Genomic DNA, 26,411 nt, shown 5'->3' on the forward strand with positions numbered 1-26,411 from the left:
GATGGAGTCTTGTCCGAGTGGCTTAAGGAGCATGATTGGAAATCATGTATACGGGTTTAATCCTGTATCGAGGGTTCAAATCCCTCAGACTCCGTTGAACTGAACGTTTTAGTTCAAGTGTTGGAGGATTAGCTCAGCTGGGAGAGCATCTGCCTTACAAGCAGGAGGTCACAGGTTCGAGCCCTGTATCCTCCATTTTTTATTTTCAATTTTGTATATTGTAGAGAAGAAGGGATTAACCCTTCTTTTTTATTATTTCGAAATTCATCTCGTGTAATAGATTAGATATTTCGGATTGAAACTTTAAGAAATCAGAAGTTCATCTTAATTTTTAGATTTAAATATTAAAAATAATTCGTTTTAAGTCTTTTCATATCAAACTTTATAAGAACTTTTAGTAAAAATAAAAAAAACGAAAAATTCACTTGCATTATCTTATTTTATCCTGTATTATAAATAACGTTGTCGGGTGAGAGATCTCGATAAAGCTTAAGAAATCAAGTTCTAAAATAATTTAAAAAAAGAGTTGACAACATCAACTTCTTAAGTTATTATAATAAACGTGCTTTGAGTTAATAAAGCAATTTGAAAGTATGACCCGTTGGTCAAGCGGTTAAGACACGGCCCTTTCACGGCCGTAACATGGGTTCAAATCCCGTACGGGTCATTATGGAGGATTAGCTCAGCTGGGAGAGCATCTGCCTTACAAGCAGGAGGTCACAGGTTCGAGCCCTGTATCCTCCATCGTTCTAAGACTACCGATTCTCGGTAGTCTTTTTTTATACCTTAGGGAGAACGAATTTTATTAATCGGTTCAGGTCCTGATAGGATCCATCGTTTTTTGATGGAGATGCCTTGTAACCGAATAGCTATTGTCTATATAGGGGGACTATTATGGAAAAACGTTTGTTTACTTCAGAATCAGTTTCTGAAGGGCATCCAGATAAGGTTGCTGACCAAATTTCTGATGCCATTTTGGACGCACTATTAGAGAAGGATCCTAATTCTCATGTAGCCTGCGAAACCATTGTTACTACAGGTATGGTTTACGTATTTGGTGAAATTTCAACTAATGCTTATGTTGATATTCAAAATGTTGTGCGTAAGACCGTTCTTAAAATTGGTTATGATCGTCCAGAATTGGGTTTTGACGGAAATAACTGTGCAGTATTGGTAGATATTGATGAACAATCTCCAGATATTGCCGGCGGTGTTGATGAATCTTTAGAAATGAGAGAAAACTCATCAAATAAAGATAAATTAGATCAAATTGGTGCTGGTGATCAAGGCTTGATGTTTGGTTTTGCTATTAAGGAAACACCAGAATTAATGCCATTGCCAATTTCACTTTCTCACCGCTTGATGAGAAGAGTGGCTTCACTTAGAAAAGATGGTACACTTGATTGGCTTCGTCCAGATGCTAAGGCGCAAGTTACTGTTGAATATGATGAAAATGACAAACCAAAACGTGTAGATACAGTCGTTATTTCTACTCAAACTGATGCGGAAGTTTCTAATGAAGAAATTCGTCGTGCAATGATTGATTTGGTCATTAAGGAAGTTATTCCTGCAAAATACTTAGATGATGAAACTAAGTATTTAATTAATCCATCTGGCCGTTTTGTTATCGGTGGTCCAAAGGGTGACTCAGGCTTAACTGGTCGTAAGATTATTGTTGATACTTACGGTGGATATGCTCGTCACGGTGGTGGTGCCTTCTCAGGCAAGGATCCTACAAAGGTTGACCGTTCAGCATCTTATGCAGCTCGTTATGTTGCTAAAAACATTGTTGCTGCAGGTTTGGCATATCGTTGTGAAGTTCAACTTGCCTACGCTATTGGTGTTGCTCATCCAGTTTCAGTTATGATTGATACTGCCGGCACTGGTAAAGTTGACGATGAGCTTTTAACTGAAGCAGTTCGTCATACCTTTGACTTGCGTCCAGCAGGTATTATTGAGATGCTTAACTTACGTCGACCAATTTATGAACAAACAGCTGCTTATGGTCACTTCGGTAGAACTGATATTGATTTGCCATGGGAAAAGACTGATAAGGTTCAAGAATTAACCGATTATGTTAATGAACACAAGTAAATAAAAAAGAAGAGGGAGTAAGTAATGAAAAAAACAAACGTGTCTATCGTCACGCTTGCAATTTTTATGACAACCTTCATGACTGCGATTGAAGGAACGATTGTGTCGACAGCGATGCCAACTATTGTTTCTGATTTAGATGGTTTGGAAATTATGAACTGGGTAGTTTCAGTTTTCTTACTAATGACTGCAGTCTCAACTCCACTCTATGGAAAACTGGCTGATAGCATTGGGCGAAAGCCAGTTTTTTTGTTTGGAATTGCACTTTTTGTAGTTGGTTCATCATTATGTGGGTTAGCTCAAAATATGATGGAATTGATTATATTCAGAGTAATTCAAGGTTTAGGGTCAGGAGCTGTTCAGCCGGTTGCCGTTACAATAATTGCAGATTTATATAAATTGCAAAAAAGAGCCAAGATGTTGGGGCTTAACTCAGGATTTTGGGGAGTAGCCTCAGTTATTGCACCACTTTTAGGTGGTTTTATTGTTCAACACCTTTCTTGGCACTGGGTATTTTATATTAATGTTCCAATTGGAATAATTGCCTTTTTATTGGTTGTATTTTTCCTCAAAGAACCGAAGCATGATTCAAAATCTAAGCTCGATTTGCAAGGTACAGTTTGGTTAATGGTTTTCTTATTATCATTAATGATCTTTTTGCAAAACTTAGATGCAAATGTCAGCTTGCTCATAATGGCTGTCTTAGGGCTTTTAATCGTTGCATCTATAATTATCTTCTTCAGAGTGGAAAAACGCGCAGAAGACCCAATTATGCCGCTCAGCATGCTAAAAAGCCGTGAGTTCTTAGCAATTAATCTAATTACACTTTTAATTTCAGGTGTTGTTATTGGGTTTGAATTCTATATTCCAACCTGGATGCAGGGAATTAATGGAACCAATGCATCTCTAGCAGGATTTGCAGTAACGCCTAGTTCATTAATGTGGATTGTTGGTTCATTCTTAATCGGTGGCATGTTAGGTCGCTGGGGAATTAAGCGAACTTATGACTATATGTTGCTGATCTTGGTATTGGCAGATCTAGCATTGATCTTAGTTCCAACTTATACGCCATTTTGGGTATTTTGTTTGATTGCTGCCTTTAACGGTACGGCCTTTGGTGCAATTACGACTGCTTCACAGGTTCGTTCGCAAGTTTTGGTAAGCAAAGATGAAATTGGTGTGGCAACGAGTTTTAATACTTTGATGAAATATCTTGGTCAAACAATGATGGTTTCGATTTATGGTATTGTGTTCAATTCAATTGTTGCTCATCATTTGTCACGGCATTCAAACCTTACCCAAGGAATGATGAATAAAATTGTTTCAGCTGAAAAGGCTAAGTCGCTTCCAGATGCTTTAATTCCACAACTTCGCCAAGTACTTCATAGCGGTTTAAAAGGAGTTTATGTTGTTTCCTTGGTAGTGATTATTATTTCAATCATCCTTAACAGAATTTATAAAGATAATCAAAAATTCTCTGATTAAGGTAAAAATAAAAGCTCAAGTTCATACGAACTTGAGCTTTTTGTTTACTATTATGATTGATGATGATTCATCATTTCTGGTTCAATGTAATAGTGATATAAGATTGAATAACCTAATAATACAAATGTAATTCCGCCTAGCCAGCCACCAACAACGTCTGATGGGTAATGAACATGTAGGAACATTCTTGTATAGCCGATAGTTAGTGGGAATAAGCACCAAATAATAACTAAGATAGTCTTCCATCCTTTGCTTTTAATTAAAAGCAAAGTTAGGATAATTAAAACGCCGAACAAAGCAGCGCTTCCGACTGAGTGACCAGAAGGAAAACTAAAACCATCTGCGTAAACTAAGTGGTGAACTGTAGGACGAGCACGTTCAACTGCATGTTTTAAAATCCAATTGTAACCATTTGCGGCTGCCATTGTACCTGCTGTGAACCAAGCATAAGCATATTGTTTAAAAACAATTAAAATAATAAATAGAATGACCGTTTCAACAACAATTGTGCTTGTGTTTCCCAAAACAGTAAAAGTTCTAGCAAAAGCAATATTAGCAGGATTGTTATTACATACAATGCCGATAATAGTTTTATCAAATGATTGAATAAACCGAGAATTGCTAGAAACGAGCATCGCCCAAACAACGTAAATTAACGTAAAGATAGCTCCAGGAAGCAGAGTATCTTTTGGCGGTCTTTTTGTATTTATCAAAAGATCTTCTCCTCTTTATCTTGTAATTTTTAGCATTTGTGATAAATTATAATCATTAACCATAAGAAAATAAAGGTCAGGAAGTAGTAGCAAAAGATATTTTTTCAGAGAGAGGCTGGTAGCTGCGAAGCCTTAAAATTAATTGCGAACTTGTCCTGCGTAGAGAAACCTATCGTTTTGCCATCCGCGTTAAGGAGCAATTAAGTGTCACATTTTATGTGGAACTTAGGTGGTACCGCGATTATTTCGTCCTATGATTTTTAGTCATAGGACTTTTTTATTTTAGAAAGAGGATTATATGTACAACCATAAAGTTGTTGAAAAGAAATGGCAAGATTATTGGGCTAAGCATGATACTTTTAAGACTGGCACAGATCCCAAGAAGAAAAATTATTATGCATTAGATATGTTCCCATTTCCATCTGGTAAAGGACTTCACGTAGGTCACCCAGAAGGTTATACAGCTACTGATATTGTTTCCAGAATGAAGCGTGCGCAAGGCTACAATGTTCTTCACCCAATGGGTTGGGATGCATTTGGTCTTCCAACTGAACAATATGCTTTGAAGACTGGTGAAGATCCAGAAGTTGTTACTAAGCAAAATATTGCTAACTTTAAAAAGCAACTTAATAAGTTGGGCTTTTCTTATGATTGGGATCGTGAAATTACAACTAGTGATCCAAATTACTACAAGTGGACTCAATGGGTATTTGAACAAATGTACAAGAAGGGCTTAGCTTATGAAGCTGAAGTTCCTGTAAACTGGTCACCAGACCTTGGTACTGTTGTCGCAAATGAAGAAATTGTTGATGGTAAGACCGAACGTGGTGGCTATCCAGTATATCGTCGTAACATGAAGCAATGGATGCTTAAAATGACTGCTTATGCTGATAGATTGCTTGAAGACTTGGATGATTTAGACTGGCCAGAACCTGTTAAGGAAATGCAACGTAACTGGATCGGTCGTTCAGAAGGTGCACAAGTTACTTTCAAAGTTAAGGATAGCGACAAGACTTTTGATGTCTTTACTACGCGCCCAGATACTTTGTTTGGCGTAAGCTACACTGTTTTAGCTCCAGAAAGCAAATTAGTTCAAGAAATTACTACTCCTGAACAAAAAGAAGCTGTTGATGCTTACATCAAGAAGATTGAATCCAAGTCTGACCTTGAAAGAACTGATCTTAACAAGGATAAGACAGGTGTATTTACTGGTGCTTACGCAATTAATCCAGTAAATGGCAAGGAAGTTCCAATTTGGATTTCTGATTACGTTTTAGCAAGTTACGGTACAGGTGCAGTTATGGCTGTTCCGGCTCATGATGATCGTGATTATGCCTTTGCTTCAAAATTTGATTTGCCAATTAATCGTGTTATCGAAGGTGGCAATCTTGAAAAAGAAGCTTTCACTGGTGATGGTAAACACGTTAACTCTGAATTCTTAGATGGGTTAGGCAATGAAGAAGCTAAGAAGCGCATGATTGAATGGCTTGAAGACCATAACTGTGGTAAGAAGAAAGTTAACTACAAACTTCGTGACTGGGACTTCAGCCGTCAACGTTACTGGGGTGAACCAATTCCAGTTATTCATTGGGAAGATGGTACCACATCATTAGTTCCTGAAGACGAACTTCCACTTCGTTTGCCACATGCAACTAACATTAAGCCTTCAGGTACTCCAGAATCACCATTAGCTAACTTGACTGATTGGGTAAATGTTGTTGACGAAAATGGCCGTAAAGGTAAGCGTGAAACTAACACTATGCCTAACTGGGCAGGTTCATCATGGTATTACCTTCGTTATGTTGATCCACACAATGATAAAGAATTAGCTGATTACGACTTGCTTAAGGAATGGCTTCCAGTTGATCTTTACATTGGTGGTGCAGAACATGCTGTTCGTCACCTTCTTTACGCTAGATTCTGGCACAAGGTTCTTTACGACTTAGGTGTTGTTCCAACTAAGGAACCATTTGAACGTTTATACAACCAAGGCTTGATCTTGAAAGACCACGAAAAGATGTCTAAGTCTAGAGGTAACGTTGTTAACCCAGATGATGTTATTGATGAATTCGGTGCAGACTCACTTAGAATGTACGAAATGTTCATGGGTCCTCTTGATGCTTCAATTGACTGGGATGACAACGGTCCAGCTTCAACTAAGAAGTTCTTAGACCGTGTATGGCGCATGATGGTTAACGATCTTGACTTAAAGGCAATTCCTCAAGAAAAGATCGTTGATGAAAATGATGGCGAACTTGATAAAGTTTATAACGAAACTGTTAAGAAGGTTACTGAAGACTTTGATGCACTTCACTTCAACACTGCAATCAGTCAAATGATGGTCTTTGCCAACGCTGCACAAAAGGCTAAATCTATTCCTCGTGAATACGCAGAAGGTTTCGTAAAACTTTTGGCACCAGTAGCTCCACATATGATGGAAGAAATTTGGTCAGTCTTTGGTCATGATGAATCAATCACATACGCTGAATGGCCTAAGTATGATCCAGCTAAGCTCGTTGAATCTACTGTAGAAATTATGGTTCAAGTTAACGGTAAGCTTCGTGGTAAATTCCAAGCTGGCAAAGATACTGATAAGGATAAATTGCAAGAACAAGCAATGGCTTTGCCTCACGTTCAAAAGTTCTTGGAAGGAAAAGACGTTAAGAAAGTTATCGTAATTCCAAATAAGATTGTTAACATTGTTGCCAAATAAGTTTAATTTTTCCTAAAATAACAAGTAGCTTCATTGTTTCTTGTTAAATAAAATATCAAAATAGATTAGTCGGTACTTTAATATGGGAAAATTGAATTAAATGGTAGAAAATGAAAATAATTTAGAAAGTAATAATACACAAGATACCTTTATAAAGGGCTCGGCGTGGATGACCTTTGGGTCGATTGCTTCTCGTATTCTAGGTGCGCTTTATATTATTCCTTGGTACGCTTGGATGGGAAATTACGGTAATATTGCGAATGCTTTAACCGCAAGAAGTTATAACATTTACAGTATTTTCATTTTAATTTCTACAGCAGGTATTCCGGGAGCAATTGCTAAGCAGGTTGCTAAATATAACGCTTTAAACGAATATGGAATAGGGCGGAAATTATTTAAGCGTGGATTGTTGCTGATGGCAATTCTAGGAATTGTTTCCGCAGCGATTATGTATTTTGCATCACCGATTCTTGCATCAAATGGTAGTCAAAGTGATCCGCGACAAGTAGCTGTAATGCGAAGTTTGTCGTTTGCGATCTTGATTATTCCAATTTTGAGTATTATTCGTGGTTATTTCCAAGGATACGCAGATATGATGCCGTCAGCTATGTCGCAATTTGTTGAACAACTTGCCAGAGTTGTTTGGATGCTTCTTACAGCTTTTGTAATTATGCAAATGCAACATGGTTCTTATGTTCATGCGGTTATTCAATCCAATTTAGCTGCGGCAGTTGGAGCAATTTTTGGGATTGGCGTCTTAGTTTGGTTTTTATTGGCTAGAAAAAGTAAATTGGATTATCTAGTTGAAAATTCTAATAATCAAATAAAAGTTTCTACTAGTAGCTTATTTGCAGAAATTATTGAACAAGCGATTCCATTTATCATTATTGATTCTGGAATTCAGTTGTTCTACTTGATTGACCAATACACATTCCATCCAATGATTGCGCAATTAGTAAATGCAAGTACAGATACAATTGAAGGTTGGTACGCATTATTTTCACTTAATGCGAATAAATTAATTATGATTATTGTTTCTCTTGCTAGTGCGATGGCAGTAACAGCAATTCCGCTTTTGTCAGCAGCACATACGCAAGGTGACTATAAGAGTATTTCTAAGCAAATCAGCAATACTCTTGATTTATTCCTTTTTATAATGGTGCCAGCATCATTTGGTATGGCTGCAATTGCTACGCCAATTTATACAGTCTTTTATAGTTATGATCCATTGGGTTCCAGCGTTTTATACTTGTCATCATTTACTGCAATCAGTTTAGGCTTGTTTACTGTTTTGATGGCAATTTTGCAAGGACTATCTGAAAACGGTCTTGCAATTAAGTATTTAATTTTGGGTTTAATAATCAAAGCTGTTTTCCAATTCCCAATGATTTATTTATTTAAAGTTTACGGACCGCTTTTATCTACCAATTTGGGAATGCTCATAATTATTTTCTTAGCGATTAAACACTTAGATACAAAATATCGCTTTAAGATTGGCCGGACAGGTCGTAGATTTGTCGGGATTACCGCTTTTTCAATTGGAATGTTCCTAGTAGTAGAGGCTGTAGAAAAAGTTTTAATGCTTTTCTTGAGCCCAGAACGTCGTTTTCCTGCTTTAACAATTGTTATTATTGCAGTCTTAGCGGGAGCAATTTTCTATGGCATCGTAAGTCTTAAAACGCAACTTGCACAAAAGATTATGGGTAATAAGGTTGAACAAATTTTAAATAAATTGCACATTAGAGTGTAAAAGAAAAAGCAGGACAATTGTCCTGCTTTTTTAATTTGTATTTTGAATAGTTAATAATAGAAGTTTAAAAATTAATTTGGATTAATGCATGCTAAGATGAATACACCGATTAATTCAATTGCCAAAAAAGTGCTGCCAATAATTGTTGCCATCATTTTAAAGCATCTCCTTCGAGATCATGTATGTTTCTTCACTTACAATATAACATGATTCCGTAAATAAAGGAAGCGCTTTCTTGAGTCGAAAAAATAAGATAGAATGAAGATCAGACTGTCTTATTCGCCCCTGCCAAGGAACTTAATTATAACATTTTCAATATAAGCATTGGTTATGGTTTGCTAGTAGAAATGAATATTTCAAAAATTATGATTGGCATTTTAAAATTAAGGTAACGAAATAAAGTAGAGAAGGAGAAATTAATTATGGCGAAGAATGAAGAAGTAGTAAAAAATAGTGTCTTTGGTTTTGGGGATGCTAATGATGCTTATGCAAAATACTTTATTGGAAAGAGTTATCTTAAAGGTTTAGCCTCAAGCGATGCAGCCAAGACCAATGTCTCAAATGTAACTTTTGAACCGGGATGCCGTAACAATTGGCATGAACATGAAAATGTTCAAATTTTAATTGCCGTTGCGGGAGAAGGTTGGTACCAAGAAGAAGGCAAACCAGCTCGTAAGCTTGAACCTGGCGATGTTGTTATTGTTGATCCAAATACTAAGCACTGGCATGGTGCAACTAAGGATTCTTGGTTTGCTCACTTAGCAATTATGTCTGGTGAAGGCAAGACTACTTGGTATGGTCCAGTTAGTGATGAAGAATATAACAAGTTGAAGTAAAAATAAATAAGTTAATAGGCTAGTTTTCTTTTATTAAGAAAACTAGCTTTTTTTAGAAATTATATATTAAATAAAAAAGGTCACTTAAGTCTTCAGCTAACCTAAGTGACCATAGAAATACAGATACAAATGTAATAATTTATTTAACATTCTATTTTTCAGCGTAATAGAATGCTACAAAATTATATAAGTTAATCAATGTAGGAAAATCCTACATTTATATAGTACCTTAAATACAGAATAATGACATATAAATATTATAAATAAAAATAAAGCAATTGCTCTTTTTGAAAAAATATTAATAATAGATGTGCAAAATGCCCTCAGTGCTATCTGTAATGGTAGTTTCACAAGTTTTGATAATGCTATTGTTTATGCTAAAGTGAAGAAATCGCTATCATATTTAAATATAAATCGCAAAAATGTTTCTCATCCTGTGGATAACTTAAAATTTAGTTATTCTCATTGATTTTTTACTTTTGAATTAAAAACTTGGATTATATCTAAAAAGTGGGTTATCATTAAACGCAGATATATAAATTAGAGTCGAATAAGGACGTGTTAGATTATGAGAAAGAATAAACTATTTACTGCTTTAGCAGCTGTCGCATTGTTAACGGGAACTGGAGTTGAAGTGTTAAGCAATGCTCCTGTAGCACAAGCTGCAACTAAGAAGACTACTAAAAAAGCTAAGAAGTCAAAGAAATCAAAGAAGACCTCTAAATATGCCACAATTAGTATTAAAGCTGGTGCTCCAGCATATAAGGTTACTATTAAGAATAACAAGGTTTCTAAAGTTTCTAGATTAACTAAGAAAGGCAAGAAACTTTCACTTAGAGGCGGTCAATCACCTGCAATTTGGTCAACTAAGTATAAAAAGGTAACATATTACTACATTGGTGGAAATTATGCTGTAAGAGCTAAGGATGCTAGATGTATCAGTAAAAAGAAGGTACCAACTCTTAACTCTATTATTAAAAAAGCACAAGCTAAACAAAAAGCTAAAATTGATGCAGCTAATGACACTCTTAAGGCAAAGGTAAATAATTGGCAAGCACAATTAGAAAATGTTAAGCCAAAGACTTACGCAGCTAAAACTAGCTCAGAAGCACAATATTGGACTATTGACGATAACGGTAAACTTAATCAAAATTCAAGTAAGTTGCCAAGCGGTACACAAGTAGCAGTTATTTTCAAAACTAATGATATTTTGACTAACAATAACGGTTCAGTTACAGCCTACTTTGCAACTATTAATAATAATCAACGTATTATTATTTCAGCTGATAATGTAACTTTAGATGATCAAGGTGCACAAATTCCTGACCAAAAAGCTTATGAAGCTAGTGTTAAGAATTTCAATGATATGAATACTCAGGCTAAGAACGATATTGAACAAACTAAAGCAGATTTAGAAAATCAATTAAAGAATAATTAGTTTGAAGTAATGAAAAATGGAGTCCCATATGGACTCTATTTTTGTATATAAACTATTCTTTTTTATCGAATTTTCCATCCATTACATTGCTAGAGCTACCAGATTCTGGCATAACAATAGCTGCGATGATGTAAAGCAAAGTTCCTGGAAAACAGCCAGTAAAAATAATTACGGCAGCCCCGATAATTCTTACCCAAGCTGGATCTAAATTAAAGTATTCCGCAATTCCGCCGAATACCCCAGCAAAAACTTTATTGCGTGATTTGGTTAATCTTTTTTGCATAATTATCACCTCATAACTTATTTAAATTATACTATTTTCATGAATGAAAAAGAAAAAACTAGCCTAATAGCTAGTTTTAATTATGCCCCGAAAAAGGTTCGAACTTTCACTCAGTTTCCTGAACAGCGACCTGAACGCTGCGCGTCTGCCAATTCCGCCATCGGGGCAGAATATTCACAATTCATGAATAATCATACCAAATATTTGGTAAAATGTAAGCATAAAAACTACTTTAATTAAAAAGCATAATAAAAATTAAAAGGATGGTTTGATGTTTTTTCATAAAAAAGTAAAAAAGGCAGCTATAGCGTTAGTTGCGGCTATGTCTCTTGCAGCATGTGGCGCAATGGCCGAACCTGCAATCGTTCATGCAGATGCAACTGATACATATCGTGACTCACAATTAAATTTGGATGTTAAGTCTGCAATTGCTATTGACAGCAAAACTGGGCAAATTTTATATGCTAAAAATGCAAATAAGACTTTGCCAATTGCTTCAATGACTAAGTTGGTAACTGTTTATTTAACTTTAGAAGCTATCAAGAAGAAGCAAATTTCTTGGAATACGAAAGTAGAGCCAACTCCTGCAATTGTAAAAGTAGCTGACAATACAGAATATTCTAACGTTCCTTTAAAATTAGGACATTCATATACTATCAAACAACTTTATCAAGCAACTTTAATTGAATCTGCTAATGGTGCCGCAATGTGTTTAGCTAAGGCTGTTGCTGGCAGTCAAAAGAGCTTTGTTGATCAAATGCGTGCTCAATTAAAGAAATGGCATATCAATAATGCGGAAATTTATACAGTATGTGGTCTTCCAAATGGAAACCTTGGTAAAGATGCATATCCTGGCGTAGATAAAAATGCTGAAAATACAATGTCAGCTAAGGATATGGCAATCATTGGCCAACATCTTCTTAGTGAATATCCAAGCGTTTTAAATACCACTAAGGTAGCTCATATGGCATTCAAAGATGGTAAAAAGACTACACAAATGGCTAACTTTAACTGGATGCTTAAAGGCTTATCACAATATGATGCTAATTTCCCTGTAGATGGCTTAAAGACAGGAACAACTGATGCTGCAGGTGCTTGCTTTATCGGAACAATTAAGCGTAGTGGCGCTCGTCTTATTACTGTTGTAATGGGTGCAAAGCATAAAGATGGTACTGATCCATCACGTTTTGTTCAAACTAAGAAGTTAATGAATTATATTTTTAAGCAATATAGTCCAATTGTTTTAGATAGCAAAGCAACTTTTAAGAATGCCGAAAGCGTTCATGTAGCGGACGGAAAAGATTTATCAACTAATGTCGGCTTAAAGAGTAAAACTGTTCTTTGGGATCCAATGGATGGCAAGCAAGTTGCAGCTAGCTTAACTAATAAATCTGCGAATGCGCCAATTTCAAAAGGTCAAGCCGTAACGTCATATACTTTTAAGTCAGGTAATGAAGAATTAGTTTCTCTTGATCAACCTAATGGGATGCGCGTAAAGGCACAAGCTTTGCAAAGTAATGGTAAGGCAAACTTCTTTGTAAGAATTTGGCGTTGGATTACTGGAGTAAAATAAGATGCCAGAAATTACCGATGATATTTTAAAAAAGGTTATTAAAGTCAGAGAAAGCGATAGTTACAAAGGTAAATACGGACGCATACTGTTAATTGGTGGCAGCGAGAATTATGGTGGCGCCATTATCATGTCAACAGAAGGTGCCATTAATTCGGGTGCAGGTCTTACGGCTGTTGCAACTCATTCAGTTAATCTAACAGCGCTTCATTCACGTGATCCAGAGGCTATGTATATTGATTGGCGGAATAAAAATTTATCTGATTTAATTAAAAAAATGGATGTCATCGTGTGTGGCCCAGGACTTGGTACAAGCGACTTTGCTAAAGGCATTGTTAAAATGCTCAGAGACAATGTAAATGAAAAGCAAACCGTAATTTTGGATGCCAGTGCGTTAGATTTAATTAGTGAAGATAAAAATTTAATGCCGTTAAATGCAGGGCATATCGTGCTAACGCCACACCAAATGGAATGGCAACGTGTTAGTCAGATTCGTATTCCTTTTCAAGATGATAAAGCAAACAAAGCGGCACTAAAGCAATTAGTTCCTAATGGCAATGCAACTTTAATTTTGAAATCAAATCGTACGCACGTATATGGCGAAGATGGCAATGTGTATGTAAATACTGCCGGCAATCCAGGTATGGCAACAGGTGGAATGGGCGATACTTTGGCCGGAATTATTGGAGGTTTTATTGCTCAATTTGGACCAAGTATTGAAACAATTTTGGCAGCCGTTTATATTCATTCTTTAGCCGGTGATATTTTATATAAAGAAAATTATGTGGTTAAACCTACAGAGATTTCTAAATTATTACCAAGACTGATGAAAAAGAATGCTATTAAAAGTGGAAAATGATAAAATCTGATTAGATATTCTTAAGAATCAGAGTGTGAGATAAATTAATGAAAAAGGGCGTTTTAAAAGGTGTTATCATTGCCATAGTTTGTTTGCTCCTTTGTGTATTGATTGCAAAAATATCAATTCCTAAGGAATCTTTTCGGAATGATCCTAAGCAAGCTAAGGTAAATAAAAAGAAAGATAAAAATAAAAGTACAGCTGAACTTGCTCGGCCTTATAAAGATCCAAAGGATTTAAGACCTGAAGGAAGTTGGAATAAAAAGAGCGAAGCTAAGAAGCATCCCAAGCTTGATAGTAAAAATGGCTTAGAATTACGAGTTTCTCTTAAAGGAAATCGCGTATATGTAATTAAAAATAAAAAAGTTATTTATACAATGCTTTCAACTGCCGGAAAATATGAAAATGGCAAGTCGGATACTCCTACAGGAACTTTCCATATTCAAGAAGGCAAAGGCGATACTTTCTTTAATCAAGAATTAAATGAAGGTGCTAATAATTGGGTTAGTTGGGACCCTAAAAATGAAAATGTTTATCTTTTCCACTCAGTACCTACTTCAGCCGATGGCAGTTATAATTTAAAAGAAGCTAAAAAATTGGGCAAAACTCAAGGCTCGCATGGCTGTATTCGTTTAAGCGTTCCTGATTCAAGATGGCTTATGGAAAACGTTCCAGTTGGCACCAAAGTTGTCATTAAAGATAAATAGTAAAGAAAATATTAGCCAAGTAAGCCAATACCTGCTATAATCATGCTAAGTAAAGGTTAGAAGTAGTAATAATTTTTCCTTTTTTAGCGAATCTGAGTTGGTGTAAGTCAGGTAGGAAAACTTATGAAGGCGTGTCTAACTGTTAAAATAGATAATTAAATAAGCGGATACTTTGTATCAATTAGAGTGGTACCGCGGGTAAGAACTCGTCTCTTTCTACGTTTTGTAGGAAGAGACTTTTTTTATGAAAAGGAGTAAGAAATGGACTTTAAACAAGAAGTTGTTAAGTTGATCGCAAGTCAAGTTGATCTTCCTGAAGAAAAAATTAATGCTTTGATTGAACGCCCTAAGAATGCGAAAATGGGTGACTATGCATTCCCATGCTTTATTTTAGCTAAGACTTTGCACAAGAATCCTGCAGAAATTGCCAAGGGTATTGCGGAAAATATTTCTAGTGATAATTTTGCTAAAATTCAAGCTGTTGGTCCTTACGTAAACTTTAGTATTGATCACGAAAAGCTTGTTTCTTCAACTTTGAAGAGTGTTTTATCAGAAAAAGAACATTACGGTGATCAAAAGATCGGTGAAGGTAATGTTCCAATCGATATGTCTTCTCCTAACATTGCTAAGCCAATGTCAATGGGCCACCTTCGTTCAACTGTTATTGGTAACTCAATTGCTAAGACAATGGAAAAAGTTGGTTACACACCAATTAAAATCAACTATCTTGGTGACTACGGCACACAGTTTGGTAAGTTGATTGCTGCTTATAAGCATTGGGGTAATGAAGAAGATGTTAAAAAAGATCCTATTATGAATCTTTTCCATTACTACGTAAGATTCCACAAGGAAGCTGAAGATAACCCTGAACTTGAAAATGAAGGTCGTGAATGGTTCAAGAAACTTGAAGATGGCGATCCAGAAGCTGTTAAGCTCTGGAAATGGTTCCGTGAAGTTTCTCTTACCGACTTTAAGCGTATTTACAAGGAACTTGGCGTAACTTTTGATTCATACAATGGTGAAGCTTTCTTTAACGATAAGATGCAACCAGTTATTGATGAATTGAAGGAAAAAGGCTTACTTCATGAATCACGCGGTGCACAAGTTGTTGACATGGGTGAAGATGAAAACCCAGCAATTATTGTTAAGTCAGATGGTACTTCAATCTACTTGACTCGTGATTTGGCTGCTGCTGAATGGCGTATGAAGGAATACAACTTCGTTAAAATGCTTTACGTTGTTGGTAATGAACAAGCTCAACACTTTGTTGAACTTAAGACTGTGCTTAAGAAGATGGGCTATGATTGGTCAGATGAAATCCACCACATTCCATTTGGTTTGATTACCCAGGGTGGAAAGAAACTTTCAACTAGAAAGGGTAACGTTGTTTTCCTTGATCAAGTTTTGAAGGATGCTGTTAGCTTAGCTAAGAAACAAATTCAAGAAAAGAACCCAGACTTGGCTGATCAAGATCAAGTTGCTCACGATGTCGGTGTTGGCGCTGTTGTCTTCCACGATTTGAAAAATGATCGTCTTGATAACTTCGACTTTGACTTGGAAGAAGTTGTTCGTTTTGAAGGTGACACTGGTCCTTACGTTCAATACACTAACGCACGTGCTCAAAGTGTTCTTAGAAAGGCTGCTGCAATGGGTAAGAAGCCTTCAGAAACTAATTTTGCTTTAGACGATGATTGGGCATTTGCAGTTGCTAAGGATTTAGCTGACTTCCCAAGAATTATTGCTAGAAGTGCTGATAAATTTGAACCTTCAATTATTGCTAAATTTGCTTTGGATTTGGCTAAGAAATTTAACAAATACTACGCAAATGTGAAGATCTTAACTGATGATGACAAGATCGGTGCAAGATTAGCATTAGTACAAGCAACTTCAATTGTTTTAACTGAAGCTCTTAGATTATTAGGCGTTAATGCACCTAAAGAAATGTAAAATAGCTTTTTAATTAATGAAAATCAATTAATAGCGCTTACATTTTACGGAAAGATTGTTCAAAACTTCATAAAAGGGTACAATGTCTTTGTAAGATTATTTAGGAGGTATTTTTTAATGGCTTATTTTGATAACGGTAATCAAATCTTTAAAGATGCTCGTAAGAACCACTACGCTGTAGGTGCTTACAACACTAACAACTTGGAATGGACTCGTGCAGAATTACGTGCTGCTGAAGAAACTAGAACTCCATTGTTGATTCAAGTATCAACTGGTGCTGCTAAGTACATGGGTGGTTACAAGTTCGTTAAGGACATGGTAGCTGACCAAATGGATTCAATGAACATCTCAGTTCCAGTTATTTTGAACTTGGACCACGGTGACTTTGAATCTGCTAAGGAATGCATTGCTCTTGGTTACTCATCAGTTATGTTCGATGGTCACGCACTTCCAACTGAAGAGAACTTAGCTAAGACTAAGGAAATCATCAAGTTGGCTCATGAACGTGGTATTTCTGTTGAAGCTGAAATTGGTAAGATCGGTGAAAACCAAGGCGGCGGTGAATTAGCTTCTGTTGAAGATGCTAAGGCATTCGTTGCAGCTGGTGTTGACAAGCTTGCTTGTGGTATTGGTAACATCCACGGTGTTTACCCAGCAGACTGGAAGGGCTTGAACTTTGACCGTCTTAAGGAAATTGCTGAAGCAGTTCCTGAAACTCCACTTGTATTGCACGGTGGTTCAGGTATTCCTCAAGACCAAATTGAAAAGGCTATTTCACTCGGTATTGCTAAGATTAACATCAACACTGAATTCCAATTGGCATTCCAAGATGCTACTCGTAAGTACATCGAAGCTGAAAAGGACCTTGACAAGGGCAACAAGGGTTACGACCCACGTAAGTTGTTATTGCCAGGTGCAGAAGCAATTACTGCCAAGATGAAAGAAATGATTTCTTGGATGGGTACTAAGACTATCGATGACGAACTTAAGGATGCATCATTCGACCGTAGCTCATTAAACGAAGAATAATTACCTATCTTACAAACCAAAAAGTCCTAGGATTTTTCCTAGGGCTTTTTTTGTACTTTTGTTTAGTATTTATTAATTTAAATATTGTTCTAACGTTCTAAGCACGCCATTATCATTATTGCTTGGTGCCTCATATTTAGCGATCTTTTTAAGTTTAGGATCTGCATTTGCCATTGCATAACTATAATTGGCTAGTTTAAGCATTTCTGCGTCATTCATGCCATCCCCAAATGCTATTAATTGATCTGGAGTTAAGTCGAAATATCGCAAAAAGTATTTTATTGCGTGTGCTTTATTGATTCTATACGGCAAAATATCCGCAAATTGATAGCCACTAGCTGAAACATGAATTTTGAAAGGTGCTTTTGCATTAAATTTTTGCTCAATTTCTTTAGCATCAACTTCACCTGTCAAGCTGATCATTTCTACACGTTCACTGGCAGGGATGTCATTTAAATTTCTTAAACGAATAACCGTATCTAAATAGTAGTAAACAACATCTTTTTTAAGTTCAACAGGTGCGTTAGTACTAATGTAAGTATGGTTGACGCCTTTAATAATCATTGAAACATTTGGAAAATTTTCTTGAATAAAATTGATTAAATAGATGCTGGAATAATAAGAAAAATAATGGCTATTAATAATATTGTTGTCACGAACTAAAATACTGCCATTATCGGCTATTAAGTCAATCTGGTCACGATAATTTTCAAAATCTTTGCGCAAGCGAACTAATGGCCGACCACTTGCGGCAATAAAGTGAATATTATTTTCTTTTAATTGCTTTAATATTTTTTGAAAATAGGCATGATCGTACTCATTTTTTGAATTAAGAAATGTGCCGTCCATATCAGTAACAACAGCTTTAAATGGAATTTTTGACATAAGAAATCCTTTCTAGAAATCATTTTTAGGTAGTTGAATAGTTATTCTTGAAAAAGTATAAGGCTTGATTAGAGACATCTCGTAAGCAGTTAATTGCAATTCTTCACTTTCTTTAAAATTAGGATTATAAAGCGGATCGCCAACGATTGGGCAACCAATAGCGGCCAAATGGACGCGAATTTGATGCGTCCGTCCTGTTTCAAGACTAATCTTTAGTAAGGCTGTCTTTTCGATATCGTCTTTTTCGATTACTTGATAATGAGTCACAGCTTTTAATCCGTCTTCTCTAACCATTCGCTTTCTTTGATCATTAGGATCTTGACCAATTGCAAAAGAGATTGTCCCGTTCTTATCTAAATCTTTATTTAAATTAACCTTTGCTAAATATTCACGATGAAAAGTTTTTGTAGTTAATTCACGGTTTAAAATAGGAACAACAGCAGGATTTTTTGCGACTAAAAGCAGGCCCCCTGTAAGCATATCTAAACGATGCACGATGTAGGGACTTTTTCCTAAATAAGTTGCACAATCATTCAAAGCAGTATCCGATTCGAATAAATTGGGATGAGTTTTTTGTCCTTTTTTCTTGTTTATTACTAATAAATCATCATCTTCATAAACAACATCTGGCAAATGCTTGCTTGCCGGATATTCTTGCTGGTGACTATCAACAAAATTAATTTTTAATTCAATTTTATCATTAGGATAAATCAATTCATTAAAGTTACGATATTTTCCGTTTACAGTAACTTGTTTGTTAATTCGCAATAAATGACGCCATTTTCTTGGAATCAATAAATCACGTAAAACATCAGTTACAGGTGTTGGTTTAAGTTTTTTTGGATAAATTAGTTTAAAATTATAAGTCATAATCTTGATATTTTTTAAAATATAGGCAAAATAAAATTTAATTCTTTTGTATATGTTAAAATACTAGTTGTTTTAAAAGGAGCATGTCTATGCCAGAATCGCGACAATCGCATTTTAATCAATCAAAAGATAGCCTTTGGCATCGAATTGACCAACGCTTTTTTATTGGCCGTTGGATCATTTTAATTATTTTGACATTGGTACTTTTTACTTGTAGTTATTATACGATCAAAGTAAAAACTTCGAATATTTCAAATTTAAAAGCATCTTTGTCAACAACTACAACAATCTACGATTATAAAGGAAATAAAGCAGGTTCGCTTTATTCGCAAAAGGGATCGTTTGTTGAATATGATAAAATTTCACCAAATATCTGCAATGCCGTAATATCAACTGAAGACCGTACTTTTTGGAAAAATCCGGGCTTTAGTGTGAAAGGCATGGCTAGAGCTGGATTAAGTTTAATTATACACCGTGGACAGATTGCGGGTGGTGGTTCGACATTAACTCAGCAATTAGCTAAGAATGCCTTGCTTACGCAACAACAGACTTTTTCTCGAAAACTTGAGGAATTATTCTTCGCAATTGAGATCAACCACGTTTATTCCAAAAAAGATATTTTAACCATGTATTTAAATAATGCTTATTTTGGCAATGGTGTTTGGGGCGTGCAAGATGCCAGTCGAAGATATTTCGGTAAAAATGCCAGTGAAGTCACGGTTGGTGAAGCCGCTACTTTAGCTGGGATTTTAAGAAATCCAGGTTTTTATAATCCTGTCGATCATATGGCTAATGCCTTATCACGTCGTAATGTCGTTTTGCAGCTCATGGCTGATAATGGCAAAATTACAAAAGAGCAAGCTAAAGAAGCTTCACAGCAAGGATTGGCTCTGCAAAATACATTTAGAAATAAAGATGGTTATCGTTATCCTTACTTCTTTGATGCTGTAGTTGATGAAGCAATTAATCGCTATGGTTTAAAAGAAGAAGATGTAATGAATAAGGGATTGAAGATATATACAACTTTGAATCAAAATTACCAGCAAAATATGCAAAATAATTTTGACCAAAGTTGGCTTTTCCCAGAAGGCGCAGCTGATGGGACGGAAGTTCAAGGTGCCAGCGTTGCTATGGATCCGCAAACTGGTGCTGTTCGTGGAATTATAGGCGGACGTGGAAAGCATGTTTTCCGTGGCTACAATAGAGCAACTCAAATGAAACGTCAGCAGGATCTTCAATGAAGCCGTTAGCTGTTTATTCACCGGCTCTTCAAGAAGGCTATCATTATGATTCTGAATTATCCAATAAATTACAGAAATTTGGTAAAAATGGCTATGAGCCACATAACGTTGACAACGGCTATTCAAACAAGATTCCAATGTATGAAGCTTTGGCCGAAAGTAAGAACGTGCCAGCAGTTTGGTTATTAGATAAAATTGGCGTTAACAAAGGTGTCCAATCTGTAGAAAACTTTGGTATTTCTGTGCCAAAACGCGACCGCAATTTAGCTTTGGCTTTAGGTGGGGTGTCTACGGGAGTTTCACCACTTCAAATGGCTCGTGCATATTCTGCTTTTGCCAATGAAGGCAATCTTCCTAATAGTTCCTACTTTATTACTAAAATTACTGATGCCAGCGGCAATGTTTTAGCTGCAAACAATAATCCAGGTACGCATCGAATTATTTCATCAAGCACGGCTAAAGAAATGACAACGATGATGCTAGGTGTCTTCAGAAATGGAACAGCACGTTCGGCTCAGCCAGCAGGCTTTGAAGTTGCCGGTAAAACTGGCTCAACGGAAGTGCCAAATTCATATGGCTTTGGTACTAAAGACCAATGGATTGTGGGTTATACGCCTGATGTTGTCGTTTCAACTTGGGTAGGCTATGATCGTACTAATGAGCAACATTTCATGCATGGCGTTTCGGAAACCGGTATTACTAGGTTGTACAAAGCGGAAATGGAAGGGATTTTGCCATATACTGCCAAGACAGAATTTAAGGAAAAGGCACCAAGTCAATTAATTAATCAGAATGGTTCAAGTTCAGATTGGACAAATGGATTTGGAGAAAAATTGCAAAAAGGCATCGGTTCTGCCGGAGAAAAGCTTAATGAATGGTATAATAGCGTTAAAGGCCTTTTTGGCAATTAATTTTAGAGAGGAAACATTATTTTTATGGTAAATGTTTATGATTCAGCTAACCAATTAGCAGAAGACTTGAAGAAGACCCCCGAATACACAGCATTGCAAGATGCAGTTAAGGCTGTTAAGGAAGACGAAAACAGTTCAGCAATGTTCAAGAAGATGGATGAAATCCAAGGTCAAATTATGGCTGCTCAACAAAGTGGTCAACCTTTGTCAAAAGAACTTCAAGAAAGTTATAAGGATTTAAGCGACAAGGTTCAACAAGATGCCAACATTGTTAAGCTTTTGACTGCTGAACAAGGTCTTTACAAGTTGATTGATGATGTGCAAAAGGCTTTCACTAGTCCTATTAACGATCTTTACACAGATCTTAGAAAATAAAGAGAATGAAATTTATTCATTTTGCTGATGCGCATTTAGATAGTCCATTCCGTGGGCTATCTTTTTTGCCATCTAAAGCATTTAATCAAATTTACCAAGCAGCAGATCAATCTTTAACTAAAATTGTTGATCTTGCTTTAAAAGAAAATGTTGATCTGGTTTTAATTGCTGGCGATACTTTTGATAGCAATCATCCTAGTCCGCGTAGCCAGTTGTTTTTTGCGAAAGAAATAAAAAGATTAACGGATGCGCAAATTCAGGTTGTAATGATTTTTGGCAATCATGATCATATGAAAATGACTGATTTACTGGTTGCACCAAGTCCATATTTCAAACTTTTAGGAAATAATGAAGAAGTAGAATCTGCACATTTTACCAGCAAAAATGGTTTTAATTACCAAGTTAATGGTTTCTCATATTTAAATAATCATATTACAGAAGACAAAATGTCTGAGTTTCCTCAAAATGGTGAAGATTATACTTTTGGTATTATGCATGCGCAGGAAAAAACTACTACTGCAAGCCAGAATGTTTACGCGCCATTTTCCGTTAGTGAAATAAAGGCATTAAATTATGATTACTTTGCTTTAGGTCATATTCACCTGCGTCAGACTTTAAGCGAAAAGCCATGGATTGTTTATCCAGGTAATATTCAAGGCCGTCATATTAATGAAATGGGGGCTAAGGGATGTTATTTAGGTGAGATTAATGAACAAACTAAGCAAACAGAACTCACATTTTATTCAACTAGCCCAATTATTTGGCAAGAAGTAAGCGTAACTTTAGATCAAAAACTAAGTAAAAATGATCTTCAGGATAAAATTGTGAAAAATCTCGATAATATCAAGCAATCAACCTACTTTAGCTTGCGCGTAATTGGTGCTCAATATTTAACAGAAGAAGAGATGGATTTAGTTCAAGATACTGATTTTTGGCGTAGTATTTCAATGCAACTTGCGTTTGATTCACAATTAGTTGATGTTCGTTTAGAAAGCAATAATCAGCTTCGGCTTAATGATAGCGATCAGGAAGCTTTTGAAAGAGCAGAAAACGAAATATTTACCTTAGATGAGTTAAAAAAAATAAGTAAAGATTGGGCAAATAAGAGTCAATTGACGGAATCCTTAGTCCAAAATCCTGATTTTTTAGCAGAAGTTAAAGAGTTAGCCAAGGTAAAGATGGCAAGTAAACTGAAGGGGATTAGCGATGAGACTGAAACAAATTAAAATTATTAACTTTGGTCAACTTTCAAATCTAACTTTTGATTTGCCTAGTGAAAAACTTAACCTTTTCTTTGGTGAAAATGAGGCAGGAAAGAGTACGACAGTTGCTTTTATCAAGCAGGTAATGTTTGGCTTTTATCTGCGTTCAAGTTCATCGCCATTTTTTGAAGATTATAAGCCACTGGCTCATGTATCACCTATGGGTGGGTCCCTTTTCTTCGAAGATGAAAATGGTAGTACTTTTGAATTAGAACGGTTGTGGGCTAAAGGAGATAAAACTAGGCGCGGAATTTTGACTGTAAAAAAGGATGGTCAGATTATTCCTGAAAATTTGTTTTTTGATCAAATTCAAAATATTGATGGCAATTTTTATGCTGATAGTTTCATTTTTAATCAGGATATGCTGGGGCAAGTTGCTAGCTTAAGCCAAGCAGATTTGCTGGAAAGAATCTATTATCTGGGTGCGGCCGATAGCAGCAAACTTTTGCAGATGCGAGATGATTTTGAAAAAGATGCTGGGCGATTATTTAAGAAAACGGGTAAAAAGCCAGAAGTAAATCAGCTTTTAAAACAAATTGATGATCAAAGTGAACAATTAGCTGATTCGGAAAAGCAATTTCAAGATTATGAAGAGATTGAACATGATTTTAATGAAAAGAATCAAGAACTAGTTCAAGAGCAACAAGCTTTGCAAAAATTGCAGGAAAAAGCGCAAGAATTGAGCAATATGCAAAAGCAATTGGAAAATTACAAGCAGTTGCAAGATCTTCGCACGCAAGTTAAAGATGTTGAATTTAATAGTACTAATTATCAAAAGGCACAAAATTTAATTGCGCAAGGTAAGAATTTACAAGAAAATATTACTAATTTAAAAACTCAACTTGAGCAAATAAGCGATAATCAGAATTTTGACTATGACCAAGCAAGAAAATTAGTACAAAAGCGTTCGGAATTGTTGCAATGGCAAAGCGAATATCAAAGTTGTATGCAAAAGGCTCAACAATTTGAAATTGAAAAACAGGAATTAATTAACCTAAATCCTGATCTGGAAAATTGTTTAGATTTGTCTGAAACTGAGTTTAAGCAGATGAAGAATGACTATAATAATTTGCCAAAAGATGATTCAACGGTAATTAGCGATGAGAATAATTCTGCTACAAATATATGGCTCATTGTTGGAGCGGTTCTGACAATTATTGGCATTATTTGGATGATTTCGAGTTTAGTAGAAGGCTTAATTGGGCTTATTTTAGGAATTGGTCTTTCTGCTTATGGAATAATGCAAAAAAAGAAAATTAGCCAAGAGCAGAAAAAGAAGCAACATGTTCAACAAAAGATTTCTGAACAATATCGTAACTTTGAGCAAAAATATAAATTTGATCCGCGCGATTTAGATCTTAAAAACTTAGCTAGCCAATTAAGTCGCTATAAATTGCAAGAAAGCTCTGAAAAAGCAAATACTGAACAAATGGCAAACTTAAATTCAAAAGTTGTCCAATTAGCCACATTGATCAAAAATGCGCTTAAAAAGCCAATTTCTGCCAATTTCGATGAAATGCTAAATGCAATTGATGATTTGGATGATCAAATTGATCAGGTTCGTCATTCAAATGACAAAAAAGCTGGTTTAGAAAATAATTTAACTACTCAAGAACAAAAGTTAAAAGAATTAAATTTGCAGTTAAAGGCGATTTTTGCTCATGATCATGTTGAGAAAATTGATCAATATGATAAACGCTATCAAGAGTCGCTTGCACAAACTCAATTGAGAACTAAAATTGAAACTCTTGAAAATAGCTTAAAAGATCAATTGCCACGGTTAGAAAAAGTTGCTACAAATCAAGAAAATTTTGTTCAAGAGCAAAATGAACTTGCCAATACAATTTCACAAGAAAATGCTAAAATTAATTCATTGCAAAGCGAAGTTGCGCAGTTGCAAGTAAAGATGAATAATCTTGCTGATTCAACAGTAGTTTTTGAAGCTAAGCAAAATTTGGCCAATACAGAAACCCAATTTGAAAATGCCAGCAAAGAGTACTTAGCAAGTTTATTGGCAGGAAAGTGGATTAGTCGAGCTTTAGATATTGCCTCCAATGAACGTTTCCCTAAAATGCTTGCTTCAGCTCGGGAATATTTTGAGCTTTTAACGGGCGGACGTTATATTGATCTGCAGCTTGATAAAAAAATTACGGTTGTACGTGCTGATGGTAAAAAACGTGAGGTTAAATACTTATCACGTGGCACGGCAGAACAACTTTATTTTGCCTTAAAGCTTGCCTTTGCTGAACAAATTAAGGATAAAATTAATTTGCCGATTTTAATTGATGACTCTTTTGTTAATTTTGATGATCATCGAATTGGCTATATTGAAAAATTATTGAATAAGATTAGTGAACACAATCAAGTTTTGATATTTACGGCTCAAAAGAATTTGGTTGAAAAGATGAAGATAGAGCCATTAACTTTTGAGAAAGGAAGCAATTAATGCTCAAGCGCTTGTTAGATTATAATGACGGTGAAGAATTAGATTTAGTTGTGATGATTAAAAGCTCACAACTGCGTCATACTAAAAATGATAAGCTTTTTTTGGTTTTGCAATTTAGTGATGGTTCTGGAGAAATACGCGGTAATTACTGGGATGCTGATGAATCAGATGCGGAAATGTTTTCTTCAGGTTCAATTGTTGAATTAAATGGTAAACGGGAAGAATATCAGGGCCGTCCGCAAATTAAAATTTATTCTTTGAGAGTAGTAGGCCCAGAAGAAGGTTACGATTTAAGCCAATTTGTTAAGTCTGCACCTGAACGAATTGATGACATGAAGGAAGAAATTAATAAATATGTTTTTGAAATTTTGAATCCGACATGGAATCGAATTGTAAGATATTTGCTTAAAAAATGGGATAAGCGTTTCTTTGATTATCCAGCAGGAAAAAGCAATCACCATGCTGTTCGTGGCGGACTTGCTTTTCATACTTTATCAATGCTTAGGGATGCTAAAGGCTTGGCGGATAATTATGCGCAGGTTAATCGTTCGCTTTTATATGCAGGCTGCATTCTGCATGATATGGGAAAAGTTCTTGAATTAAGTGGTTCGGTTGCTACTCAATATACTTCTGAAGGTAATTTAGTTGGACATTTGGTTTTAATCGATGAACAAATTATGATGGCTGCACAAGATATGAAGTTGGATCTTGGATCAGAAGATTTGCTTTTGCTTCGCCACATGGTTTTATCACATCATGGTAAGTTTGAATATGGTTCACCAAAATTACCACAACTTCTTGAAGCAGAGTTGCTTCACCGAATTGATGATTTGGATGCGGCTGTATATGCAATTACTAATTCTTTGCAACATACTAAGCCGGGAACATTTACTGAGCCGCTTCTTAGTCAAGATGGTAGAAGATATTATCGTCCTAAAGATGATAAGCCATTAGATAATGCCAAACATTTGGAATGAAAAATCAGATACAAAAAAGA

General features: G+C 35.7%; 19 protein-coding genes, 5 tRNA genes, 1 pseudogene, 1 riboswitch and 1 other annotated feature. Of the genes and pseudogenes, 20 read left to right on the forward strand and 5 right to left on the reverse strand.

The window, feature by feature from the left end:
- Window positions 1-3: 3 nt before the first annotated feature.
- The 6 genes from JCM6256_RS03245 (at window position 4) to JCM6256_RS03270 (ending at window position 3,579) form a co-directional block, all read left to right on the forward strand.
- Window positions 4-94 (forward strand) — tRNA-Ser (locus JCM6256_RS03245).
- Window positions 95-122: 28 nt separating this feature from the next.
- Window positions 123-195, forward strand: a tRNA-Val gene (locus tag JCM6256_RS03250).
- A 400-nt stretch (window positions 196-595) separates the two neighbouring features.
- Window positions 596-667, forward strand: a tRNA-Glu gene (locus JCM6256_RS03255).
- A 4-nt stretch (window positions 668-671) separates the two neighbouring features.
- Window positions 672-744, forward strand: a tRNA-Val gene (locus tag JCM6256_RS03260).
- A gap of 63 nt (window positions 745-807) precedes the next feature.
- Window positions 808-897, forward strand: a riboswitch (SMK box riboswitch).
- Entirely contained in the window at window positions 895-2,094 is a 1,200-nt protein-coding gene (gene metK, locus JCM6256_RS03265) for a methionine adenosyltransferase (RefSeq protein ID WP_025080383.1), read from the forward strand. Its footprint overlaps the riboswitch before it by 3 nt.
- A gap of 24 nt (window positions 2,095-2,118) precedes the next feature.
- Window positions 2,119-3,579, forward strand: coding sequence for an MDR family MFS transporter (locus JCM6256_RS03270; RefSeq protein WP_025080384.1), 1,461 nt, complete (start codon window positions 2,119-2,121; stop codon window positions 3,577-3,579).
- A gap of 50 nt (window positions 3,580-3,629) precedes the next feature.
- On the opposite strand, the gene JCM6256_RS03275 is transcribed toward JCM6256_RS03270, so the two are convergent.
- Window positions 3,630-4,292, reverse strand: a complete 663-nt coding sequence (locus JCM6256_RS03275) for a phosphatase PAP2 family protein (protein ID WP_025080385.1) — start codon at window positions 4,290-4,292, stop codon at window positions 3,630-3,632.
- A 69-nt stretch (window positions 4,293-4,361) separates the two neighbouring features.
- Window positions 4,362-4,549 (forward strand) — a binding site (T-box leader).
- A 41-nt stretch (window positions 4,550-4,590) separates the two neighbouring features.
- Between JCM6256_RS03275 and leuS the strand changes: the two genes are divergently transcribed.
- From leuS to JCM6256_RS03300, 4 genes are all read left to right on the forward strand, one after another.
- On the forward strand, window positions 4,591-7,005 hold the full coding sequence (leuS, locus tag JCM6256_RS03280) for a leucine--tRNA ligase (RefSeq protein WP_025080386.1): 2,415 nt from the start codon (window positions 4,591-4,593) through the stop codon (window positions 7,003-7,005).
- Between the two features lie 100 nt (window positions 7,006-7,105).
- Entirely contained in the window at window positions 7,106-8,755 is a 1,650-nt protein-coding gene (locus JCM6256_RS03285; protein WP_025080387.1) for a putative polysaccharide biosynthesis protein, read from the forward strand.
- Between the two features lie 422 nt (window positions 8,756-9,177).
- On the forward strand, window positions 9,178-9,591 hold the full coding sequence (locus tag JCM6256_RS03295) for a cupin domain-containing protein (RefSeq protein ID WP_025080388.1): 414 nt from the start codon (window positions 9,178-9,180) through the stop codon (window positions 9,589-9,591).
- Between the two features lie 568 nt (window positions 9,592-10,159).
- Window positions 10,160-11,029 carry a hypothetical protein gene (locus JCM6256_RS03300; RefSeq protein WP_025080389.1) on the forward strand — a complete coding sequence of 290 codons (870 nt, stop codon included), beginning with the start codon at window positions 10,160-10,162 and terminating at the stop codon, window positions 11,027-11,029.
- Between the two features lie 52 nt (window positions 11,030-11,081).
- Here the strand turns inward: JCM6256_RS03300 and JCM6256_RS03305 are convergent, their stop codons facing one another.
- The gene (locus tag JCM6256_RS03305) at window positions 11,082-11,312 is read right to left on the reverse strand and encodes a PspC domain-containing protein (RefSeq protein ID WP_025080390.1); all 231 of its coding nucleotides are present in this window, start codon (window positions 11,310-11,312) and stop codon (window positions 11,082-11,084) included.
- An 83-nt stretch (window positions 11,313-11,395) separates the two neighbouring features.
- Window positions 11,396-11,479, reverse strand: a tRNA-Leu gene (locus JCM6256_RS03310).
- 104 nt (window positions 11,480-11,583) lie between these two features.
- Between JCM6256_RS03310 and JCM6256_RS03315 the strand changes: the two genes are divergently transcribed.
- The 5 genes from JCM6256_RS03315 to JCM6256_RS03335 all read left to right on the forward strand — a co-directional run bounded on the left by JCM6256_RS03315 (window position 11,584) and on the right by JCM6256_RS03335 (window position 17,424).
- Window positions 11,584-12,885: a serine hydrolase gene (locus JCM6256_RS03315; protein ID WP_025080391.1), complete on the forward strand. Its 1,302-nt coding sequence runs from the start codon at window positions 11,584-11,586 to the stop codon at window positions 12,883-12,885.
- Window position 12,886: 1 nt separating this feature from the next.
- On the forward strand, window positions 12,887-13,741 hold the full coding sequence (locus JCM6256_RS03320) for an NAD(P)H-hydrate dehydratase (RefSeq protein WP_025080392.1): 855 nt from the start codon (window positions 12,887-12,889) through the stop codon (window positions 13,739-13,741).
- Between the two features lie 47 nt (window positions 13,742-13,788).
- The gene (locus JCM6256_RS03325; RefSeq protein ID WP_025080393.1) at window positions 13,789-14,448 is read left to right on the forward strand and encodes a L,D-transpeptidase; all 660 of its coding nucleotides are present in this window, start codon (window positions 13,789-13,791) and stop codon (window positions 14,446-14,448) included.
- A gap of 261 nt (window positions 14,449-14,709) precedes the next feature.
- The gene (gene argS, locus JCM6256_RS03330; protein ID WP_025080394.1) at window positions 14,710-16,395 is read left to right on the forward strand and encodes an arginine--tRNA ligase; all 1,686 of its coding nucleotides are present in this window, start codon (window positions 14,710-14,712) and stop codon (window positions 16,393-16,395) included.
- Between the two features lie 117 nt (window positions 16,396-16,512).
- Window positions 16,513-17,424 carry a ketose-bisphosphate aldolase gene (locus tag JCM6256_RS03335; protein WP_025080395.1) on the forward strand — a complete coding sequence of 304 codons (912 nt, stop codon included), beginning with the start codon at window positions 16,513-16,515 and terminating at the stop codon, window positions 17,422-17,424.
- Between the two features lie 72 nt (window positions 17,425-17,496).
- Here JCM6256_RS03335 and JCM6256_RS03340 read toward each other — a convergent pair whose 3' ends face one another.
- Both JCM6256_RS03340 and JCM6256_RS03345 read right to left on the reverse strand, forming a co-directional pair.
- Window positions 17,497-18,309, reverse strand: coding sequence for a Cof-type HAD-IIB family hydrolase (locus JCM6256_RS03340; protein ID WP_025080396.1), 813 nt, complete (start codon window positions 18,307-18,309; stop codon window positions 17,497-17,499).
- A 12-nt stretch (window positions 18,310-18,321) separates the two neighbouring features.
- Window positions 18,322-19,179 carry an RluA family pseudouridine synthase gene (locus JCM6256_RS03345; RefSeq protein WP_025080397.1) on the reverse strand — a complete coding sequence of 286 codons (858 nt, stop codon included), beginning with the start codon at window positions 19,177-19,179 and terminating at the stop codon, window positions 18,322-18,324.
- Between the two features lie 89 nt (window positions 19,180-19,268).
- Here JCM6256_RS03345 and JCM6256_RS09570 point away from each other — a divergent pair.
- The 5 genes and pseudogenes from JCM6256_RS09570 (at window position 19,269) to JCM6256_RS03370 (ending at window position 26,391) form a co-directional block, all read left to right on the forward strand.
- Window positions 19,269-21,331 (forward strand): annotated as a pseudogene (locus JCM6256_RS09570) (PBP1A family penicillin-binding protein).
- Window positions 21,332-21,355: 24 nt separating this feature from the next.
- Window positions 21,356-21,706 (forward strand): YlbF/YmcA family competence regulator, encoded by a 351-nt coding sequence (locus tag JCM6256_RS03355; protein ID WP_025080398.1) that lies wholly within the window; start codon window positions 21,356-21,358, stop codon window positions 21,704-21,706.
- Between the two features lie 5 nt (window positions 21,707-21,711).
- Entirely contained in the window at window positions 21,712-22,932 is a 1,221-nt protein-coding gene (locus JCM6256_RS03360) for a metallophosphoesterase family protein (protein ID WP_025080399.1), read from the forward strand.
- Complete coding sequence (locus JCM6256_RS03365) at window positions 22,913-25,414, forward strand: ATP-binding protein (RefSeq protein ID WP_025080400.1); 2,502 nt, start codon at window positions 22,913-22,915, stop codon at window positions 25,412-25,414. The genes JCM6256_RS03360 and JCM6256_RS03365 overlap by 20 nt, the downstream gene beginning before the upstream one ends.
- A complete protein-coding gene (locus JCM6256_RS03370; RefSeq protein ID WP_025080401.1) occupies window positions 25,414-26,391 on the forward strand; it encodes a 3'-5' exoribonuclease YhaM family protein in 978 nt (325 codons plus the stop codon). The genes JCM6256_RS03365 and JCM6256_RS03370 overlap by 1 nt, the downstream gene beginning before the upstream one ends.
- Window positions 26,392-26,411: the final 20 nt, after the last annotated feature.

The sequence above is a fragment of the Lactobacillus hamsteri DSM 5661 = JCM 6256 genome (assembly GCF_000615445.1).
Taxonomy (GTDB): domain Bacteria; phylum Bacillota; class Bacilli; order Lactobacillales; family Lactobacillaceae; genus Lactobacillus; species Lactobacillus hamsteri.

What these genes read in the sequence shown, in the direction of transcription:
- metK (WP_025080383.1), top strand. Translation starts at nt 895, where the DNA reads ATGGAAAAACGTTTGTTTACTTCAGAATCAGTTTCTGAAGGGCATCCA.
- JCM6256_RS03270 (WP_025080384.1), top strand. Translation starts at nt 2,119, where the DNA reads ATGAAAAAAACAAACGTGTCTATCGTCACGCTTGCAATTTTTATGACA.
- leuS (WP_025080386.1), top strand. Translation starts at nt 4,591, where the DNA reads ATGTACAACCATAAAGTTGTTGAAAAGAAATGGCAAGATTATTGGGCT.
- JCM6256_RS03285 (WP_025080387.1), top strand. Translation starts at nt 7,106, where the DNA reads ATGGTAGAAAATGAAAATAATTTAGAAAGTAATAATACACAAGATACC.
- JCM6256_RS03295 (WP_025080388.1), top strand. Translation starts at nt 9,178, where the DNA reads ATGGCGAAGAATGAAGAAGTAGTAAAAAATAGTGTCTTTGGTTTTGGG.
- JCM6256_RS03300 (WP_025080389.1), top strand. Translation starts at nt 10,160, where the DNA reads ATGAGAAAGAATAAACTATTTACTGCTTTAGCAGCTGTCGCATTGTTA.
- JCM6256_RS03305 (WP_025080390.1), bottom strand. Translation starts at nt 11,312, where the DNA reads ATGCAAAAAAGATTAACCAAATCACGCAATAAAGTTTTTGCTGGGGTA.
- JCM6256_RS03315 (WP_025080391.1), top strand. Translation starts at nt 11,584, where the DNA reads ATGTTTTTTCATAAAAAAGTAAAAAAGGCAGCTATAGCGTTAGTTGCG.
- JCM6256_RS03320 (WP_025080392.1), top strand. Translation starts at nt 12,887, where the DNA reads ATGCCAGAAATTACCGATGATATTTTAAAAAAGGTTATTAAAGTCAGA.
- JCM6256_RS03325 (WP_025080393.1), top strand. Translation starts at nt 13,789, where the DNA reads ATGAAAAAGGGCGTTTTAAAAGGTGTTATCATTGCCATAGTTTGTTTG.
- argS (WP_025080394.1), top strand. Translation starts at nt 14,710, where the DNA reads ATGGACTTTAAACAAGAAGTTGTTAAGTTGATCGCAAGTCAAGTTGAT.
- JCM6256_RS03335 (WP_025080395.1), top strand. Translation starts at nt 16,513, where the DNA reads ATGGCTTATTTTGATAACGGTAATCAAATCTTTAAAGATGCTCGTAAG.
- JCM6256_RS03340 (WP_025080396.1), bottom strand. Translation starts at nt 18,309, where the DNA reads ATGTCAAAAATTCCATTTAAAGCTGTTGTTACTGATATGGACGGCACA.
- JCM6256_RS03345 (WP_025080397.1), bottom strand. Translation starts at nt 19,179, where the DNA reads ATGACTTATAATTTTAAACTAATTTATCCAAAAAAACTTAAACCAACA.
- JCM6256_RS03355 (WP_025080398.1), top strand. Translation starts at nt 21,356, where the DNA reads ATGGTAAATGTTTATGATTCAGCTAACCAATTAGCAGAAGACTTGAAG.
- JCM6256_RS03360 (WP_025080399.1), top strand. Translation starts at nt 21,712, where the DNA reads ATGAAATTTATTCATTTTGCTGATGCGCATTTAGATAGTCCATTCCGT.
- JCM6256_RS03365 (WP_025080400.1), top strand. Translation starts at nt 22,913, where the DNA reads ATGAGACTGAAACAAATTAAAATTATTAACTTTGGTCAACTTTCAAAT.
- JCM6256_RS03370 (WP_025080401.1), top strand. Translation starts at nt 25,414, where the DNA reads ATGCTCAAGCGCTTGTTAGATTATAATGACGGTGAAGAATTAGATTTA.